Annotated in this window: 15 protein-coding genes; 4 read left to right on the top strand and 11 right to left on the bottom strand. The window is 64.4% G+C overall.

Annotation, left to right across the window (positions count from 1 at the left end; genetic code table 11):
* Positions 1-54: 54 nt before the first annotated feature.
* Positions 55-495 (top strand): phospholipase A2 family protein, encoded by a 441-nt coding sequence (locus NKI05_RS17245; RefSeq protein WP_023684130.1) that lies wholly within the window; start codon positions 55-57, stop codon positions 493-495.
* Complete coding sequence (locus tag NKI05_RS17250) at positions 492-2645, top strand: phospholipase D-like domain-containing protein (protein WP_352792730.1); 2154 nt, start codon at positions 492-494, stop codon at positions 2643-2645. Before NKI05_RS17245 ends, NKI05_RS17250 begins: the two co-directional genes overlap by 4 nt.
* Before the next feature lie 104 nt (positions 2646-2749).
* On the opposite strand, the gene NKI05_RS17255 is transcribed toward NKI05_RS17250, so the two are convergent.
* From NKI05_RS17255 to NKI05_RS17265, 3 genes are all read right to left on the bottom strand, one after another.
* The gene (locus NKI05_RS17255) at positions 2750-4006 is read right to left on the bottom strand and encodes a D-amino acid dehydrogenase (RefSeq protein WP_023668705.1); all 1257 of its coding nucleotides are present in this window, start codon (positions 4004-4006) and stop codon (positions 2750-2752) included.
* 93 nt (positions 4007-4099) lie between these two features.
* A complete protein-coding gene (gene alr, locus NKI05_RS17260) occupies positions 4100-5209 on the bottom strand; it encodes an alanine racemase (protein ID WP_031197166.1) in 1110 nt (369 codons plus the stop codon).
* Positions 5210-5480: 271 nt separating this feature from the next.
* Positions 5481-5993, bottom strand: coding sequence for an RNA pyrophosphohydrolase (locus NKI05_RS17265; protein ID WP_023693158.1), 513 nt, complete (start codon positions 5991-5993; stop codon positions 5481-5483).
* 47 nt (positions 5994-6040) lie between these two features.
* On the opposite strand from NKI05_RS17265, the gene NKI05_RS17270 reads away from it, so the two are divergent.
* On the top strand, positions 6041-6505 hold the full coding sequence (locus NKI05_RS17270) for a DUF8220 family protein (protein WP_245261401.1): 465 nt from the start codon (positions 6041-6043) through the stop codon (positions 6503-6505).
* A gap of 19 nt (positions 6506-6524) precedes the next feature.
* On the opposite strand, the gene NKI05_RS17275 is transcribed toward NKI05_RS17270, so the two are convergent.
* The 5 genes from NKI05_RS17275 to rsfS all read right to left on the bottom strand — a co-directional run bounded on the left by NKI05_RS17275 (position 6525) and on the right by rsfS (position 11620).
* Positions 6525-7706 (bottom strand): divergent polysaccharide deacetylase family protein, encoded by a 1182-nt coding sequence (locus NKI05_RS17275; protein ID WP_023815252.1) that lies wholly within the window; start codon positions 7704-7706, stop codon positions 6525-6527.
* Between the two features lie 183 nt (positions 7707-7889).
* Positions 7890-9215, bottom strand: a complete 1326-nt coding sequence (locus NKI05_RS17280) for a S41 family peptidase (protein ID WP_023668701.1) — start codon at positions 9213-9215, stop codon at positions 7890-7892.
* 1 nt (position 9216) lies between these two features.
* Positions 9217-10575, bottom strand: coding sequence for a murein hydrolase activator EnvC family protein (locus NKI05_RS17285; protein ID WP_023668700.1), 1359 nt, complete (start codon positions 10573-10575; stop codon positions 9217-9219).
* A gap of 122 nt (positions 10576-10697) precedes the next feature.
* Positions 10698-11180 (bottom strand): 23S rRNA (pseudouridine(1915)-N(3))-methyltransferase RlmH, encoded by a 483-nt coding sequence (rlmH, locus tag NKI05_RS17290; RefSeq protein ID WP_023815253.1) that lies wholly within the window; start codon positions 11178-11180, stop codon positions 10698-10700.
* A 62-nt stretch (positions 11181-11242) separates the two neighbouring features.
* On the bottom strand, positions 11243-11620 hold the full coding sequence (rsfS, locus tag NKI05_RS17295) for a ribosome silencing factor (RefSeq protein WP_023668698.1): 378 nt from the start codon (positions 11618-11620) through the stop codon (positions 11243-11245).
* Positions 11621-11861: 241 nt separating this feature from the next.
* Here rsfS and NKI05_RS17300 point away from each other — a divergent pair, with 241 nt between their 5' ends.
* Positions 11862-12716: a mechanosensitive ion channel family protein gene (locus NKI05_RS17300; protein ID WP_352792733.1), complete on the top strand. Its 855-nt coding sequence runs from the start codon at positions 11862-11864 to the stop codon at positions 12714-12716.
* 15 nt (positions 12717-12731) lie between these two features.
* Here the strand turns inward: NKI05_RS17300 and NKI05_RS17305 are convergent, their stop codons facing one another.
* From NKI05_RS17305 to NKI05_RS17315, 3 genes are all read right to left on the bottom strand, one after another.
* Complete coding sequence (locus tag NKI05_RS17305; RefSeq protein WP_023712011.1) at positions 12732-14012, bottom strand: MFS transporter; 1281 nt, start codon at positions 14010-14012, stop codon at positions 12732-12734.
* A 74-nt stretch (positions 14013-14086) separates the two neighbouring features.
* Positions 14087-14674 carry a nicotinate-nucleotide adenylyltransferase gene (locus NKI05_RS17310; protein WP_023815254.1) on the bottom strand — a complete coding sequence of 196 codons (588 nt, stop codon included), beginning with the start codon at positions 14672-14674 and terminating at the stop codon, positions 14087-14089.
* 163 nt (positions 14675-14837) lie between these two features.
* Positions 14838-16124, bottom strand: coding sequence for a glutamate-5-semialdehyde dehydrogenase (locus NKI05_RS17315; RefSeq protein WP_023815255.1), 1287 nt, complete (start codon positions 16122-16124; stop codon positions 14838-14840).
* Positions 16125-16127 lie beyond the last annotated feature (3 nt).

Genomic DNA, 16127 nt, shown 5'->3' on the forward strand with positions numbered 1-16127 from the left:
AAGGATTGGCTGCGCCGGGTGGGACACTTTTTTGCAAAGCTGGTGCGGATCAAAATGCGAGCGGTGCTCGCCATCTTGCCGCTTGTCGCGCTTTCCGCCTGCGCCAATCCATGGACCGAAGTTCCGGAAGCCGAACTGCCCAAGCCGGTCCGTATCGCAATGGCCCGCCCGTCGCCTTTCGTCTTCGGCAATTATTGCGGTCCCGGCACCCGCACCGGCGACCTCTCGGCTCGCCCTGTCAATCGCCTCGACAGCGCCTGCCAAATCCATGACGCCTGCTACATCGCGCGCCATAATCATTGCGACTGCGACGGCGCGCTCGTCGCCTCGGCAAAGGCGATCCGTGATGACAAGACAGCGCCGAAAAAGATGCGCGGCGAGGCCGAGCTTTTGATCGCCACTTTCGCGCTTCCCGTCTGCAAGGTGTTTCCGCAAGGCTTCCTGCCGCCGCGCGATCCGGCTGAACTGAAGACGATGAACGGTGCGACCGGATGAACCGCGCCATCTGCCTGGCCTTGGCCGGGCTGGGGCTGGCGGCCCTTGCCGGTTGCGCCGCCCCGATCCGGCACAGCTGCGATTTCTTTCCCGATGCGAAGGATTGCGGCCGGCCGTCGCTATCGGCCGACACGCCGGGACCGCAGACTGCAGCAGCAGCGTTTTTCGGCGATGCCGGCGCCCGCGACTATGAAAGGCAGTTTCTGGCGCTGCTCGCCCACAACCAGATCGGCGCCATCGACAGGGCGAACGGCACCGGTCCGTTCGGACATGACCGCCACGCCATCGCCAACCGCGATTTCCAGGCCACCTACCGGACGCTGGAACGGCTGGCGAAGCCGGTTACCGCCGAACAGATGCCGGCAGTGAGCGGCACAGCCGGCGAAGGCCATTTCAACGGCCGTTGGCGCGTGTCGCGGCAGACGCTCTATGTCAACGCCGCCGCGCGGCCCTCCGCGCCAAAGACGTTCAGCTTTTCCGGCCTGCAGGCGCGCTCGGTCGAGATCGTGATGCGCCAGGCGGGAAAGCAGCCGGTTGAGATATCGGGCGCCTGCGACGGGGCGCTGGCGATTCGCGCCGGCGGTGGCTCGCGCAGCGTGGCGAGCGGTGCCGCCTTCCGCCTCCGCCTGTCGGCCGGGCAAACCGCCAGCCTGTTCCCCAGCGATGGTTTGAACCGCTGCAGTCTCAAGCTCAGCTCCAGTCTGGCGCCGGCAGGCGCCCCGCTCACCATCCTGCGCGAAGAGGTTGCCTATCCGGCGATAGCCGCGCTCGACAGCCGCTACGAGCGTTGTCCAGTGCCCGGTCCATCCGGCCTGGATGAACTCGCCCGCGTCTTCTATGCCGGCCGCTGGCTGTCGCAGAGCTGTTCGCTGCCGCTCGGGTCACCGCGCCTGTTACGCAAGTCGCGCGACGGCTTCAACGCCAAGGTCGAAGCGCTGCTCGGCGCGCCTTTACCCGACAGCGCCTTCGACAAGGCCGACCCCGAACTGCCGCTCGATTTCTCGCGCGCGCCGAAACTCAAGCTGGTCTATCTGTCGTCGCTGGAGTTCAAGGCCGATTTTTCCGGCCGCGTCATCGAGCGGCTGATCCGCCATCACGCAGCCCTCGGCACCAAAGTGCGCATCATGGTCACAGACGTGCTGGAGCGCGACAAGGACGATGCCCTGCTGCACCGGCTGGCGGCCGATTATCCCAATGTCGAGTTGCAGGAATATCGTTGGCGGGCCGACCACGGCGCGCCGGTCGACGAGCAACTGTCACAGCTGCACAAGACCCATCACGTCAAGATGCTGGCGACGCTTGCCGAGGATCCCGCCCGCTCGCGCGTCATCATCGGCGGCCGCAACATTCATGACGGCTTCCTGTTCCACAAGCCGATCGACCTGTCGCGCTATCCGAACCTCGAGCAATACGGCAAGACCGACGGCCTCTCGCTCAACTACTATTCGAACTGGAGCGATTTCGACATCGAGTTTGCCGACCCGGCCACGGTCGAGACGCTGGCCGCGCATCTCTCGACATTGTGGCTGCGCGACGCCGACACCAAAATCGCAAGACCCTTCTCCATTCCGGTGCGCTCCGACAGCCGGCGCCCGCCGGGCACGGTGCGCCATTTCATTTCCGTGCCCTACGAGGACAACCATGCGCTCGAGACCTATTTCGTCGAGCTGATCGACACTGCCCGGCACCATATCGAGATCGTCAATCCCTACCTTAATCTGACGCCGAAGCTCAGCCTGGCCATCGAGCGGGCGCTGGCGCGCGGCGTCAGGATCGACATTGTCGGCCGCATCGACCTCAAGGGCGATATTGGCGGCAAGCTGCTGACCGCGCTCAACAAGCTGTTCGTGGAGAAATATTGCGACCGCATCAACATCCGCGAATTCAAGGCGCCCGATGTCGTGCTGCACTCCAAGATCATGATGATCGACGAAAGGCTGGTGACGATCTCGTCGGTCAATCTCAACAACCGCAGTTTCTTCCACGATCTGGAGAACGGCATGACGGTGCTCGACCCTGCCTTCTACGCCAGGATGCAGCCGGTCTATGACGACTATGTCGCCCATTCGAACCCGGTATCGACCAAGGTGACGATACCGTGGGCCTACCGATGGCTGTTCTCGAAGGGTTGGGTGAAAGAGGCGTTTTGAGGGGCTGGCGACGCTGAAGGAATGCCGTTCTGTAGCGATCCTTTACACCCCCTCTGTCCGGTAGGACAGAGGGGGTGCTGGCCCGCCAGCTTTAAAAAGCACCCCTACCTCAAATACCGCTCCGGCCCCAGCTCCCGCACATCGATATCAGGCACCTTGCTGGAGATGATGTCGGACAGCACCTTGGCCGAGCCGCAGGCCATGGTCCAGCCAAGCGTGCCGTGCCCGGTGTTGAGATAGAGGTTGGAGAACTCGGTGCGGCCGACCAGCGGCGGCCCGTCCGGCGTCATCGGCCGCAGCCCGCACCAGAAGGACGCCGCCTTGAGGTCGCCGCCATCCGGGAACAGATCGCCGACCGAATGTTCGAGGGTGCGCCGGCGCGATTCATGCAGCCTGAGATCGAAGCCGGAAATCTCCGCCGTGCCGCCGACGCGGATGCGGTCGCCGAGCCTGGTGATCGCCACCTTGTAGGTTTCGTCCATTACCGTCGACACCGGGGCGGCGACCGCGTCCTTGATCGGAACGGTGATCGAATAGCCCTTGACCGGATAGACCGGGATCGGGCGCCTGAGCAGGCGCATGAAGCGCGCCGAATAGCTGCCCAGCGCCAGCACATAAGCGTCGGCCGCGCGGGAGCGCTGGTCGGTGCCGACGCTGACGATGCGATTGCGGTTCTTGGAGAAGCGCCGGATCTGCGTACCGTACTCGAACGTGACGCCGCGCGCCACGCAGAGCTCGGCCAGCCGATCGGTGAACATCTTGCAGTCGCCAGTTTCGTCGCCGGGCAATCTCAGCCCGCCGACAAACTTTTCCCGCACGCCGGCCAGCGCAGGTTCGGCGCCAATGCAGCCTTCGGGATCGAGCAACTCGTAGGGAACGCCATATTTCTTCAGCACCTCTACATCGCCGCCGGTGCCGTCGAGCTGCTTTTGCGTGCGAAACAGCTGCAGCGTGCCCTTGGTCCGCTCATCATAAGCGATGCCGGTCGCCTCGCGCAGCGCCTTCAGCGTGTCGCGGCTGTATTCGGCGAGCGGCACCATGCGCGCCTTGTTGATGGCATAGCGATCCGCGGTGCAATTGCGCAGCATCTTGATGAGCCATGTCCACATATACGGATCGAAGGCCGGCCGCACCACCAGCGGGCCGTGCTTCATCAACAGCCACTTGATTGCCTTCAGCGGAATGCCGGGGCCGGCCCAGGGCGAAGCATAGCCCGGCGAGATCTCGCCGGCATTGGCGAAGCTGGTTTCCAGCGCCGGCCCTTTCTGGCGGTCGAACACCGTCACCTCGTGGCCGGCCTCAGCGAGATAATAGGCAGTGGTGACCCCGATAACGCCGCCGCCCAACACGAAGATCTTCATCGCATCACTCTCCACGACGACTTCCGTCAGAGGGCCGCCGCCTCCTGTCTGCCGGATTCTGCGGCGTCCGCCAAGGGGCGGCGTGTCGCGGCTCTATTCGTTGATATAGCGGCGGTGGAAGCGGGGGCCGAGACTGGTCAGGATTTCATAACCGATCGTGCCGGCATGACCGGCGGCGTCATCGACGCTCTGCGAGGGGCCTAGGAGTTCGACAAGGTCGCCCTCGCGCAGCCGGCCGGCCGGCAGGGCCGAGATGTCGAGTATGATCGAATCCATCGACACCCGCCCGACAAAGGGCAGTCGCACGCCGTCGAGCCAGGCAGCCGAAGCCGCGCGCCGGTGCCAGCCATCGGCATAGCCGAGCGAGATCGTGGCCGCGCGCAAGGGACCGCTGGCCAGAAACGCATGTCCGTAGCCGACGCCCGCGCCCTTATCGATGCCGCGTGTCTGGATGATCTTTGCCTCGAGCCGCACCACCGGCAGCATCGGGTTCGCCTCATCAGGCGTCGGATTGATGCCGTAGAGCGCAGCGCCCGGACGCGCGAGGTCGTACTGATAGCGCGGCCCAAGAAAGATGCCGGAGGAATTGTCCAGCGACGCCGGCGCCTTGGGCAGCATTTTGCGCAGCCGTTCGAACTCCCTGAGTTGCGCGTCATTGGCCGCATTGGTCGGTTCGTCCGCACGGGCCAGATGGCTCATGACGAGAACGACATCGACGCCGGCGAAAGCATCGGCCGTAAGCGCCTCGACCTCTGCCGGCGCCATGCCCAGCCGCGACATGCCGCTGTCGACCTGGATGGCGGCCTTGAGCTTGCGGCCGGCCTTCTGGCCGGCTTTGCTCCACGCCTTCAATTGTCCGCCACTGTTGATGACGGGAACAAGGTCGGCAGCCACCGCTTCGGGTTCCGAGCCCGGCGGCAGCCCGTTCAGCACATGGATTTCCAGCTTCGGTCCGAGTGCGTCGCGCAGCGCGACACCCTCGGTGAGATGCGCGACAAAGAAGCTGTCGCAGCCTTCGGCAACCAGTGCCGCCGCCACTTGCCGCGCGCCGAGCCCGTAACCGTCGGCCTTGACGACGCCGGCGCAACGCACGCCGCCGAGCTTTGCCTTGAGCCGCCGGTAATTCTCTCGGATAGCGCCGAGATCGATGGTGAGAATGGCGCCGGCCGCCGCTTCGCTGATCGTATCTTTGGCTTTATGCATCGCAGACCCGCTGAAGTCGGCGCTGCCCCTCATTGTCCTGCCGGATATTTCTCCCCGGCCCTATACGGGGAGTTGAGGAGCGGTCGGCGTAAAGCGGACGAAAAGCCAACTGCTTGGCTTTTCGAGTGACGAAAGCCGGCAGGCGGGTGAGGGGCAGCCCAGACGCTGCGCTAAGAGGCCATTGCCCGGCGTCGTTCATATGGGTCTCGTGGCTGCGGGTGTCCCGATCAATAAAGCACGAATCAGGTGCCGTGCGAACCGTCACATCCAGCTAGGCAAGATGACGGAACGCCGCCACCACATCCTCATAGACCTTGCGTTTGAACGGCACTATCAGATCGGGCAGGTCCTGCATCGGCCGCCATGCCCATTCATCGAATTCGGCGGTGTGGCCGCCCGGCGGCGGATTGATCTGGATCTCTCTGGTCTCGCCGTGAAAGCGGTAGGCGAACCATTTCTGCGTCTGGCCGCGATAGCGGCCCTTGAGGGCGATGCCGACCAGATCGGGCGGCAGGTCGTAGTTGATCCAATGCGGCGCCTCGGCCAGCAGCGTGACCGAGCGCATGCCGGTCTCTTCATAGAGCTCGCGCCCGGCCGCCTGCAGCGGCTCCTCGCCCTCGTCGATGCCGCCTTGCGGCATCTGCCAGAGCTGCGTGGTCCCGGCAAATTCGCTGTCCGGTTCGGCGATGCGGTGCCCGACCCAGACCAGCCCGTCGCCATTGAGGATCATCAGCCCGACACAGGGGCGGTATGGCAGCGTCTCGGGATCGATCTTTTTAGCCATCGGAGTTTAAAGCCGTTCTGAGATTCGCTCCGGCGAGGCAGTGGCGAATGATTTCGAGAACCGGAGCGGAGCGTACTCAAAGTAGGCTTGCCCCGGAAGCGGAAAACGTGGGTTCGTTCCAGTCACTGCCACCCGGCCCCGTTGCCGCCGTTGCGGTCGAATGGCAGAGTAATTCCATGAAAAATATTCAAATCATCGACGGCGCCTTGAACGCAACCTTCAGCGTGTTCGAGGCAACAGAGGAGGAGTACGCCGCCATCTTCCCGGATGGAAGAGACATGGAACTGGCCGAAGATTTATTTGAGCGGCTTGGTGAAGACGAGGCAGGTCGCGTGCTGGCGCCGCTTTGGGGTCGTCCCATCCTGAAACGCGATGTGCTCGGAATCCACGGCACCCTGTTCTACAACAACGAATATCGGCGGAGACACATCCCGCAATCAAAGCGCGAGGTCGACTGGGATGATGGTTCAATCAATCAGGCCCAGAGAGAGCTCTTTTCTCGGCATCGTTGAAAATCGCCACAAGCGCCGGTCAGCCCTTTTCCGGGTCGATGGCCACCGCCGAGATCGGCACGATCTCGATGCCGCGCTTTTTCGCTTCGACCGCCCAGAACGCCACGGTGTCGACGGTGAGGTCGAAAGCCGAGCCGATGCCGACGGCGGAGCCTTTCGCACGCGCGGTCGCTTCCAGCGCGTCGAGCTTTTTCAGGATGGCGCCGCGGTCCTGCACGGCGTCGATTGCCGTATCGCCGGCGACGAACGGCACACCGTCCTTCAAGGCGAGATCGGACGCCAAGCTCCGTGCGGACGAGCCGTCATCGATATAGGCAAGGCCGCGCTTGCCAAGCTCGGCCATGAACGGCCCCATCGCTGTCGCGTCGGCCGAAAAGCGCGCCCCCATATAGTTCATGACGCCGGTATAGTTGGTGGTCCGCGACAGCGCCCAGCGCAGATTCTTCAGATTGTCGTCCTGGCTTGCCGCCACTGTCAGCGTGTTGCGGCCGGGATTGACATTGGGATAGTCGAACGGTTCGAGCGGCACCTGCATGACCACCTCATGCCCGCTCTGCCGTGCCGCCTGCATCCACCGGCCAATGCTGTTGCCTTGCGGCGCAAAAGCCAGCGTCACTTCGGCCGGCAGCTTGGCGATCGCCGCCTGCGTGCCGGTCTGCGACACGGCAAGCCCGCCGATGACGATTGCCACGCGAGCGCCGCGCGAACCCGACCACGGCCGCGCATAGACATCGAACGGCCGCCGGCCGTCAGCGGCGCGAACCGGGAGTGGGCCGGTGTCGCTGGCCTCGATCAGCGCCCTGTCGGGGACATGCGCGATCTTCAGGTTCTGGCCGATCGTCGACGGGTCGTGGATGACAATGGCTGCATTGGGCGGGCCGTCACCCTCCTGGGTTTGCACATGGATGATCTGCGGACCGCTGGCCTTGGGCGTTTCCGCCTTCGGCGCTGCCGCCGTCGCTTGAGCAGTGGGCGCTGCGGCCGCGGGCTCGGCCGCCGCCGTCACCTTTGGCGTCGAGACCGCGATTGCTTCCGGTTTGCGGAACGGCTTCTCGCGCAGCGCGATCGCGCCGGAGATGCCGACCGCGGCCAGCACGACCAGCGTCGCCGCGACGGCGCCAGCGCTGATCCCGCGCGACGCAGCACGCGGTCGGACGGTCTGTCCGAGCGGGCGTTCGATGTCCTTGCCGACGTCAGCCAAGCCGCATCCCCGGGCGCGTGATCAGCGAAATCTTTTCGCCATGCGCAGATCCAAAACTGAAGGCGCGTCCCCTGCGCCTTTTGAGGCGCAGCGCCCAGCTGCCCCCGAATCAAACTGCCGGAACCTCACGGTCCCGGCAGCATTGCACCGCTTCGATTGGGCAGCCAGAGCTACCAGTCGATTTTACTGGTTGAGCACTGCCTTTTCCGGATTCGGCGGGAATGCCGGATCGGTCTTCTGGCCGCGCAGCAGCTGTTCGGCATAGATCAGCTGCAGATCGTCCTTCGGATCCGGCGGCACATAGGCAGCCGAGCCCGAGCCGGTATCGCTCTCGTCGGCGCCCTTGATATGGCCCTTGAGGTCCGATTCGCCGCGCGTCAGGTCCCTGCCCTGCAGTTCGGGCGGCAGCGGCTGGTCGACCTTGATATCGGGTGTGATACCCTTGCCCTGGATCGACTTGCCGGACGGCGTGTAATAGAGCGCCGTCGTCAGGCGCAGCGCGCCGTTCTCGCCAAGCGGGATGATGGTCTGCACCGAGCCCTTGCCGAACGACTGCGTGCCGACCACTGTGGCGCGGCGCAGGTCCTGCAGCGCGCCGGCGACGATCTCGGAGGCGCTGGCCGAACCGCCATTGACGAGCACGATCAGCGGCTTGGCGCCGATGTCGTCGCCTGCCTTGGCGTCGAAGCGTGTGACGTCCTTCGGGTCGCGGCCGCGGGTCGAGACGATCTCGCCACGGTCGAGGAAGGCGTCGGACACGCTCACCGCCTGGTCGAGCAGGCCGCCCGGGTTGAGGCGCAGATCGAGCACATAGCCCTTGAGCTTGTCGTTCGGCACCTGCTTCTTGATGGTGTCGATGGCATTCTCGAGGTCGTCATAGGTCTTTTCGGTGAAGGAGGTGATCTTCATGTAGCCGATGTCGTTCTCGACCCGGAACTTGACCGCCTTGACCTTGATGATATCGCGCACCACCGTCAGCTCGATCGGCTTGTCGGCGCCCTGGCGCAGGATGGTCAGCTTGATCGGCGTGTTGACCAGGCCGCGCATCTTTTCGACTGCATCGTTGAGCGTCAGGCCGCGAACCTCTTGGCCGTCGATCTTGGCGATATAGTCGCCGGCCAGCACGCCTGCCTTGGCAGCCGGGGTGTCGTCGATCGGCGTGATCACCTTGACCAGGTCGTTCTCCATGGTGACCTCGATGCCGAGGCCGCCGAACTCACCCTTGGTCTGCACGCGCATGTCCTGCGCCTGCTCGGCGTTCATGTAGGAGGAGTGCGGGTCGAGCGAGGTGAGCATGCCGTTGATGGCGTTTTCGACCAGCGACTTGTCGTCCGGCGGCGTCACATACTGCGCCCGCACGCGCTCGAAGATGTCGCCGAAGATCGCCAGTTGCTTGTAGGTCTCGGAGCCTGCAGCGTTCGCCGTCGAGCCGGGCGCGCCATAGACCAGGCTCATCGCTGACGCGCCCATCAGCGCACCGGCAATAAGAAGCGACAGTTTCCGCATCATTTCACGTCCTTCCAGAGAAGCGGTCCGCCCACCATGGGGTCGGATCGACGGGTTTTCCATCCTTGCGGAACTCGACGTAGAGTTCCGGCGTGGCATTTCCATTCTTCGAGGCCGAGGTGCTTGCCACCCGGGCCTCTCCCATCGCGCCGACCGGCTCTCCTGCGAGCACCGACTGGCCAGACGCGACGCTGATTCTGCTCATCCCCGCCAGGACGACATGATAGCCGTCTCCCGCATTGAGGATCAAGAGTTGACCATAGGAGCGAAAAGGCCCCGCATAAAGCACATTTCCGTCCGCCGGTGCCGTGACGATGGCTCCCGATTGTGTCGCAACCATGTCGCCAAGCATCACCGCGCCGTTACCGTCATCGGCCCCGAAACGCAGCTTGATCTTGCCGGTGACCGGCAGCGAGACTTGTCCCTGAAGTGCCGAAAACGGCGCAGCGGCGGTGAGGCGGTTGCCTTCCGGCACGGGCAGCGAAGCCAGCTCCGTCGACGCGGTTGTGCCTGCATCGGCGTTATCGGCGTCCGGCTTATCGCTGTCGGCCGCTTTCTGTTCGCCTGCCTTGACGGCATCCGCCGCCTTGCGGCTCTTGTCGGCTTCAAGCGAAGCGATCAGCTCTTTCAGGCTGCCGGCCTTGGCCGCAAGCGCCTGGGACCGCTGCTTTTCAGCGGCCATCGCCGTCCAGGTGTCCGCCTCGAGCTTCTGCTTGGCTTCGAGCAGCATGGAGAGGCGTTTCTTTTCCGCCGTCTGCTCGCCGACCGCCGCCGTCAGCCGCGTCCGCTCGGCCTCGATCGAGGCCGTCACCCGGGTCTGTTCCCTGAGGTCGGCCAGCAATTTGTCGGTCTGCTGGCGCAGTTCCGGCACCACTGCGCCGAGCAGGATGGCGCTGCGCACCGACGACAGCGCGTCTTCCGGCTTGACCAGGATCGCCGGCGGCGGATTGAGCCCCATGCGCTGCAGCGCGCCCAGCACCTCGGCCAGCACGTCGCGCCGCGCCGCCAGCGAGACACGGATCTTCTGTTCCTCGCCCTTCAGTCCTTCGAGCCTGGCGCCGATATCCTCGATGTCCTGGCCGAGCTTCTGCTCGGTCATAGCCGACTGGATAAGCGCCGCGGTGATCGAGGCATGGTCCTTCTTGACCGAAGCAATGTCGGCGGCGAGCTTGGCCAGCCGTTCGGACGACAGCGTGATCTCGGCCGACACCTTCTCATATTCGGCACGGCTCAGATCGGGGTCGGGCGCCACGTCCAGCGTATTTTCGGCCCGTGCAAGCCCGAGCGACAGCAAAACCACCGCCGCAGCGATGCCGCAGCGCGCGTGCCGGAAGCCCGTTCGTGATTTCCCGTTGTCAGCCATTGAAGCCCGACTCTATGCGTGGCTTCGTTAACGAACCATCAACCATGATCGAACCGAAGCCTAGCACAAAACAGCCGCGCATTGGGGCGGAAATCCGGACGATTGACCCTCGACCCACTGATTTACGAACGGTGGTAGGGATGTCCCGAAAGAATCGTTGCCGCCCGATAGAGCTGCTCGCCCAGCATGACACGCACCAGTTGGTGCGGCCAGGTCGCCGCGCCGAACGAGACCATCAGCTCAGCCTGATCGCGAACCGACTGGTCGTGCCCGTCGGCGCCGCCAATGGCGATGACCAACGCCTTGCGTCCGCCATCGCGCAGCTGGCCGATACGGCTGGCGAAATCGTCTGAGGACAGGTTTTTGCCGCGTTCGTCGAGCAGGAACAGCGCCGTGCCCGGCTGCAGCTGTGCCTGCAGCTTCTGGCCTTCCTCGCGGCGGCGCTCATTGGCGTTCTGGGCTCGTCCCTCGGCGATCTCGGCGACACCAGAGAATTCGAACCCGATCGCCGGGCCGCTCTTGGCGAAACGCTCGAAATAGCGGTCGGCGAGTTCTCTCTCGGGGCCGGCCTTCATCCGGCCCACGGCATGAACTGCTATCTTCATCCCTGCCTCGGCGAGCTTTCAATCCATGTCGCACCCAGGATGGTTACGACATGAGACGGAGCTCAGTGCAAGGTCTCTTCCTCGAGGTCCGGCGCCTGCCACATCTTTTCAAGATTGTAGAATTCGCGGACTTCTGGGCGGAAGACATGGACGATGATGTCGCCTGAATCGATCAGGACCCAGTCGGCGCCGGACAGCCCCTCGACGCGCGCCGTGCCGAGACCGGCATCCTTGAGCGCCTTGAGGAGGTGGTCGGCGACAGCCGAGACATGACGGTGTGACCGGCCCGACGCGATGACCATATAGTCGCCGAGGCTCGATTTCCGCTGAATGTCGATTGAGACAATATTTTCGGCCTTGGAGTCTTCCAGACTGGCAAGGACTGTCTTGATGGCACGGGACACGGCGTCATCTACGCTGATCCTGGCCGGCGAAGGCATGACGTCAGCCTTCTTCCGCAATGCTGTTCTCAGTGTATTTCCTTTCGAAGCAAGAACAACCAAATCACCCACGAAATCAGGTGACACCCCATAGATAGGCAGAGTTCCCTTGCAGTTTCAAGACGGGAGGCCCTGCCAGCGCGAACGCAGTGCACGACTTCCGGTTCCGGAGCCTTGAGAAAAATCGGAACCCATGGCCGCGGCAGGGGTTATCGACACACCCCCCAAACGGATTTTCCTGATGCCAATCGACCCCCAGAACACGCTGCTCACCGTGCAGGCTGGCCTTGCGCAACTCAGCACACTGATCGTTTCCTATTCCTTCTCCGCCATCGGCGCCATCATCCTGCTGGTCGTCGGCTATCTCGTCGCCGGGCTCGCAGAACGATCGATCTCAGCCGGCCTCGGCCATATCCATGGTTTCGACGCGACGCTGCGACATTTCTTCTCGAAGATCGTGCGCTACGCCATCCTGATCCTGGTCGCCATCATGGTGCTCGGCCAGTTCGGCGTTCAGACGGCCTCGATCATCGCCGCCATCGGCGCCATCGGGCTGGCAATCGGCCTGGCGCTGCAAGGCACGCTGCAGAACATCGCCGCAGGCATCATGCTTCTGGCGCTCAGGCCATTCCGCATCGGCGAATATGTCGAGGTCGGCGCCATTTCCGGCACCGTCGAGGAAATCGGCCTGTTCGCCACCAAGCTCCGCACGACAGACGGCGTCTATGTGCTGGCGCCCAATTCGACGCTATGGAACCAGCCGGTGCGCAATTTTACCCGTAATGGTGTGCGCCGCGGCGATATCACGCTGAGCATCGGCTCCTGGAACGACATCGACTTGGCGCAGAAAACCATGCTGGGCGTTGCCGGCAGCGAGCGCCGCGTCAAGCGAGAGCCGGCGCCGATCGCCTTCGTTGCCACCGTGGGCGATGCCAGCGTCGCCATCACCTTGCGCTATTGGACCACGGCGGCGGATTTCTTCGCCACCCAGATCGATCTCACCAAACGCGTCAAGCAGGCGTTCGACGCCGAAGCCATTTCGGTTCCCGCACCTCCGCCGGAGGCTCGACAGGAAACTGCCGCCACCAGGCAGTAGGAGCTGTGAAACCGTTCAGCGCTGATCTTCCGGGGCGTAGGCGAGCTCCACCGGCAGCGGCGCCTGCGCCGACATCGGCGCGAAACTGCTGGTCTCCGTAGCGGGGACGGCGCGCGTGGTGGCCACTCGCCACAGCACGAACAGGCAGAAGACGGTGGCGATGACGATGGCCACATAAATGAAGGCCTGCGTGCCATAGACAGCCGACAGGGCCGTCACGATACCCGGCACGATGAACCCCGACAGCGACCAGGCAAACAGCAACGAACTCGACAGCGCCACCATGTCGTCCTTGCCGGCGCGATCGGCGGCGTGTGCGCTGGCCAGCGAATAGATCGATTCCGAAGCGCCGTCCCAGATCACATAGATCACCACCAGCACCGCCAGAGCGCCACCGTCAAAGCCGATAGCCAGAATACCGGCAACGATGGCCAGTGCCGCAGCGCCGGCCAGCACGTAACGGCGATCGGTACGATCCGAAATCCAGCCGAGCGGGATCTGCAGGATCAGCGTGCCGACGGGCATGGCCGACAAAAGCAGCGCCACATCGGCCTGGCTGTAGCCCTTGGCCGTGGCATGGATCGGTGCGAACCCGGCGATCGCCATCGACAGGCCGCCGACGGCCAGCATGCCGGCCACGCCGACCGGCGAGATCCGCCAGGCGCGGCCAAGCGCCACGGAGGCTGCGCGAGGTGGCGGCGGTTGAGCCAACCGCGTCATGCCGACCGGCAGGATCGACACCGCGGTGAAGGCAATGCCGATCAGCGGCGCCTGCGCCGTCGCGATGTCGACCGCCGCCAGCAGGGCATAGCCGACGCCAAGTCCGGCGACATAGGCGACGTAAAACACCGCCATCACCCGGCCGCGAATGGCGTTTGCGACGGCATCGTTGAGCCAGCTCTGGGCGACGATGAACAGGCCGCATATTGCAAAACCGTAAAGCGCGCGCGCCGCGATCCACAGCAGCGGGTAGGTGCCGGCGCCAATGGCAGCATTCGACAGCGCTATCAGCGCCGACAGCACCATGAAGGCGCGGGCGTGCCCGACGCGGCGCACCAGCGGCCCGGTCAGGATACAGCCGGCAAGTCCGCCGGCAGACAGGCCGGTGATGATCAGCCCGGCCCAGGTCGGATCGAAGCGCTCGACGCCAAGCCGGACCGGGATATAGGCGAACATCAACCCGTTGCCGACCGCGATCAGCGCCATCGACACGATTACGCTGGCAATGGCGATCACGGGCGCCGGCGGGGCGCCATGATTGGGGTCGATGTCGGTCTGGTTCACTGAAGTGGCCATATCCAGCGCAGCATCGCCCAGCCAATCGCGAAAGGCCGCCGTAAAAGCGACATCGGCGATCTGGTCTTACGGAGTTACCCCTTGGCTTGCTGGCGAATAGCACTCGATGACAGCGATGAGCGTGGGCCGTGGATGAAGGTCCAGGCCGGCGCCTTCATGCGCGCGAGCCGGGGCGCGTCACCCTCGTCGACGCGGGCATAGTCGAAGGTCTTGGCCACGACCGAGGACAGGAAGGACAGCGTCGCGCCCGGGCGGTCGATGACGGCGATCGGGAAGGTCATGACGATCTGGCGCCAGCGCTGCCAACGGTGGAAATCGCGGAGTGAGTCGGCGCCCATGATCCAGACGAAGTCGACGCCGGGATTGCGTGCCTTGACCAGCGCCAGCGTGTCGGCGGTGAAGCGAATATGATGCGCCGCCTCGAAGGCGGTGACCTTGATCTTCGGGTTCTTGGCGATCTGCTCCGACTGCAGCAGCCGGTCGCTCAGCGGCGCCAATTCCCTCGTGCTCTTCAGCGGATTGCCTGGAGTGACCATCCACCAGAGCTGGTCGAGCGCGAGGCGCCGCAAGGCAATTTCCGCCACCAGCGCATGGCCGGCATGCGGCGGGTTGAACGATCCGCCGAACAGGCCGACGGCGAGGCCTTTCTCGGCATGCGGCATACGGAGGTAGTGCGAGGAAAGAGGCGCGCCACCCTCCCCCTTGTAGGGAGGGTCGATCCGCGAAGCGGAGCGGGGTGGGGGGATTGCAGAATTCAGCGTCGTACCCCCACCCGGCTCGCTGCGCTCGCCACCCTCCCCACAAGGGGGAGGGTAAGGCCAGCGCTCAAGGCCTCACCTGTCCCGACCCGCGCACGCGGTATTTGAACGAGGTCAGCTGTTCGACGCCGACCGGACCGCGCGCATGCATCTTGCCGGTGGCGATGCCGATCTCGGCTCCCATGCCGAATTCGCCGCCATCTGCGAACTGCGTCGAGGCATTGTGCAAAAGGATCGCCGAGTCGATCTCGTTGAAGAACCGCTCGACCGCTTTGGTATCCTCGGCGATGATCGCCTCTGTGTGGTGTGAGGAGAACGTCTCGATATGGTCGATGGCGCCGGCAATCCCGTCGACCAGTTTTACCGCGATGACGGCGTCGAGATATTCGGTCACCCAGTCGGCATCGGTCGCCGGCTTGGCGTCGAAGAACAGCTTCATCACTTCCTGATCGGCATGGATCTCGCAGCCGGCGGCGCGTAGCGCGTCGAGGATCGGCACCAGATGCGTGGAGGCCACCGCGCGGTCGACCAGCAAAGTCTCTGCAGCGCCACAGACACCGGTGCGCCGCATCTTGGCGTTGACGGCGATCCTGACCGCCATGTCGAGATCGGCCGAGCGGTCGATGTAGAGATGGCAGATGCCTTCAAGATGGGCAAAGACCGGCACCCGCGCCTCGCTCTGGACGCGCCCGACCAGGCTCTTGCCGCCCCGCGGAATGATGACGTCGAGATTGCCGGAAAGCCCTTTCAGCATCTCACCGACGGCGGCGCGGTCAGCGGTCGGCACCAACTGGATGGCGTCTTCGGGCAGGCCGGCGGCCTTCAACCCCTCGACCAGGCAGGCATGGATGGCGGCGGATGAATTGAGCGAGTCCGAGCCGCCGCGCAGGATCACCGGATTGCCGGCCTTGAGGCAGAGTGCGCCGGCATCCGCCGTCACATTCGGCCGGCTTTCATAAATGACGCCGACAACGCCGAGCGGCGTGCGCACGCGCTCGATCTGCAGGCCGTTGGGGCGATCCCAGGCCGCGATCACATCGCCGACCGGGTCCCTGAGCTCGGCGATTTCACGGATGCCATCCGCCATGGCACGGGTGCGCGCCGGATCGAGCTTCAGCCGGTCCATGAACGAGCCGGACAATCCCGATTCGTGGCCATTCGAGACATCGATGGCGTTGGCGTCGAGAATGTCCTGCTCACGCGAAATGATCGCGTCGGCCATGGCGACGAGTGCGGCATTCTTGGCGGCGGCGGTCGCAATCGCCAACGGTCGGGCGGCCGCGCGGGCGCGGCGGCCGATATCAGCCATCAGCGCGACGGTGTCATCCCCGGATTGTTCATGCAGTTTCAGCATGTC

The sequence above is a fragment of the Mesorhizobium sp. M0771 genome (assembly GCF_040320155.1).
Taxonomy (GTDB): domain Bacteria; phylum Pseudomonadota; class Alphaproteobacteria; order Rhizobiales; family Rhizobiaceae; genus Mesorhizobium.

Excerpts from the sequence above, each read along its gene's own strand:
- NKI05_RS17245 (WP_023684130.1), top strand. The coding sequence starts at position 55 with ATGCGAGCGGTGCTCGCCATCTTGCCGCTTGTCGCGCTTTCCGCCTGC.
- NKI05_RS17250 (WP_352792730.1), top strand. The coding sequence starts at position 492 with ATGAACCGCGCCATCTGCCTGGCCTTGGCCGGGCTGGGGCTGGCGGCC.
- NKI05_RS17255 (WP_023668705.1), bottom strand. The coding sequence starts at position 4,006 with ATGAAGATCTTCGTGTTGGGCGGCGGCGTTATCGGGGTCACCACTGCC.
- alr (WP_031197166.1), bottom strand. The coding sequence starts at position 5,209 with ATGCATAAAGCCAAAGATACGATCAGCGAAGCGGCGGCCGGCGCCATT.
- NKI05_RS17265 (WP_023693158.1), bottom strand. The coding sequence starts at position 5,993 with ATGGCTAAAAAGATCGATCCCGAGACGCTGCCATACCGCCCCTGTGTC.
- NKI05_RS17270 (WP_245261401.1), top strand. The coding sequence starts at position 6,041 with ATGATTTCGAGAACCGGAGCGGAGCGTACTCAAAGTAGGCTTGCCCCG.
- NKI05_RS17280 (WP_023668701.1), bottom strand. The coding sequence starts at position 9,215 with ATGATGCGGAAACTGTCGCTTCTTATTGCCGGTGCGCTGATGGGCGCG.
- NKI05_RS17285 (WP_023668700.1), bottom strand. The coding sequence starts at position 10,575 with ATGGCTGACAACGGGAAATCACGAACGGGCTTCCGGCACGCGCGCTGC.
- rlmH (WP_023815253.1), bottom strand. The coding sequence starts at position 11,180 with ATGAAGATAGCAGTTCATGCCGTGGGCCGGATGAAGGCCGGCCCCGAG.
- rsfS (WP_023668698.1), bottom strand. The coding sequence starts at position 11,620 with ATGCCTTCGCCGGCCAGGATCAGCGTAGATGACGCCGTGTCCCGTGCC.
- NKI05_RS17300 (WP_352792733.1), top strand. The coding sequence starts at position 11,862 with ATGCCAATCGACCCCCAGAACACGCTGCTCACCGTGCAGGCTGGCCTT.
- NKI05_RS17305 (WP_023712011.1), bottom strand. The coding sequence starts at position 14,012 with ATGGCCACTTCAGTGAACCAGACCGACATCGACCCCAATCATGGCGCC.
- NKI05_RS17310 (WP_023815254.1), bottom strand. The coding sequence starts at position 14,674 with ATGCCGCATGCCGAGAAAGGCCTCGCCGTCGGCCTGTTCGGCGGATCG.
- NKI05_RS17315 (WP_023815255.1), bottom strand. The coding sequence starts at position 16,124 with ATGCTGAAACTGCATGAACAATCCGGGGATGACACCGTCGCGCTGATG.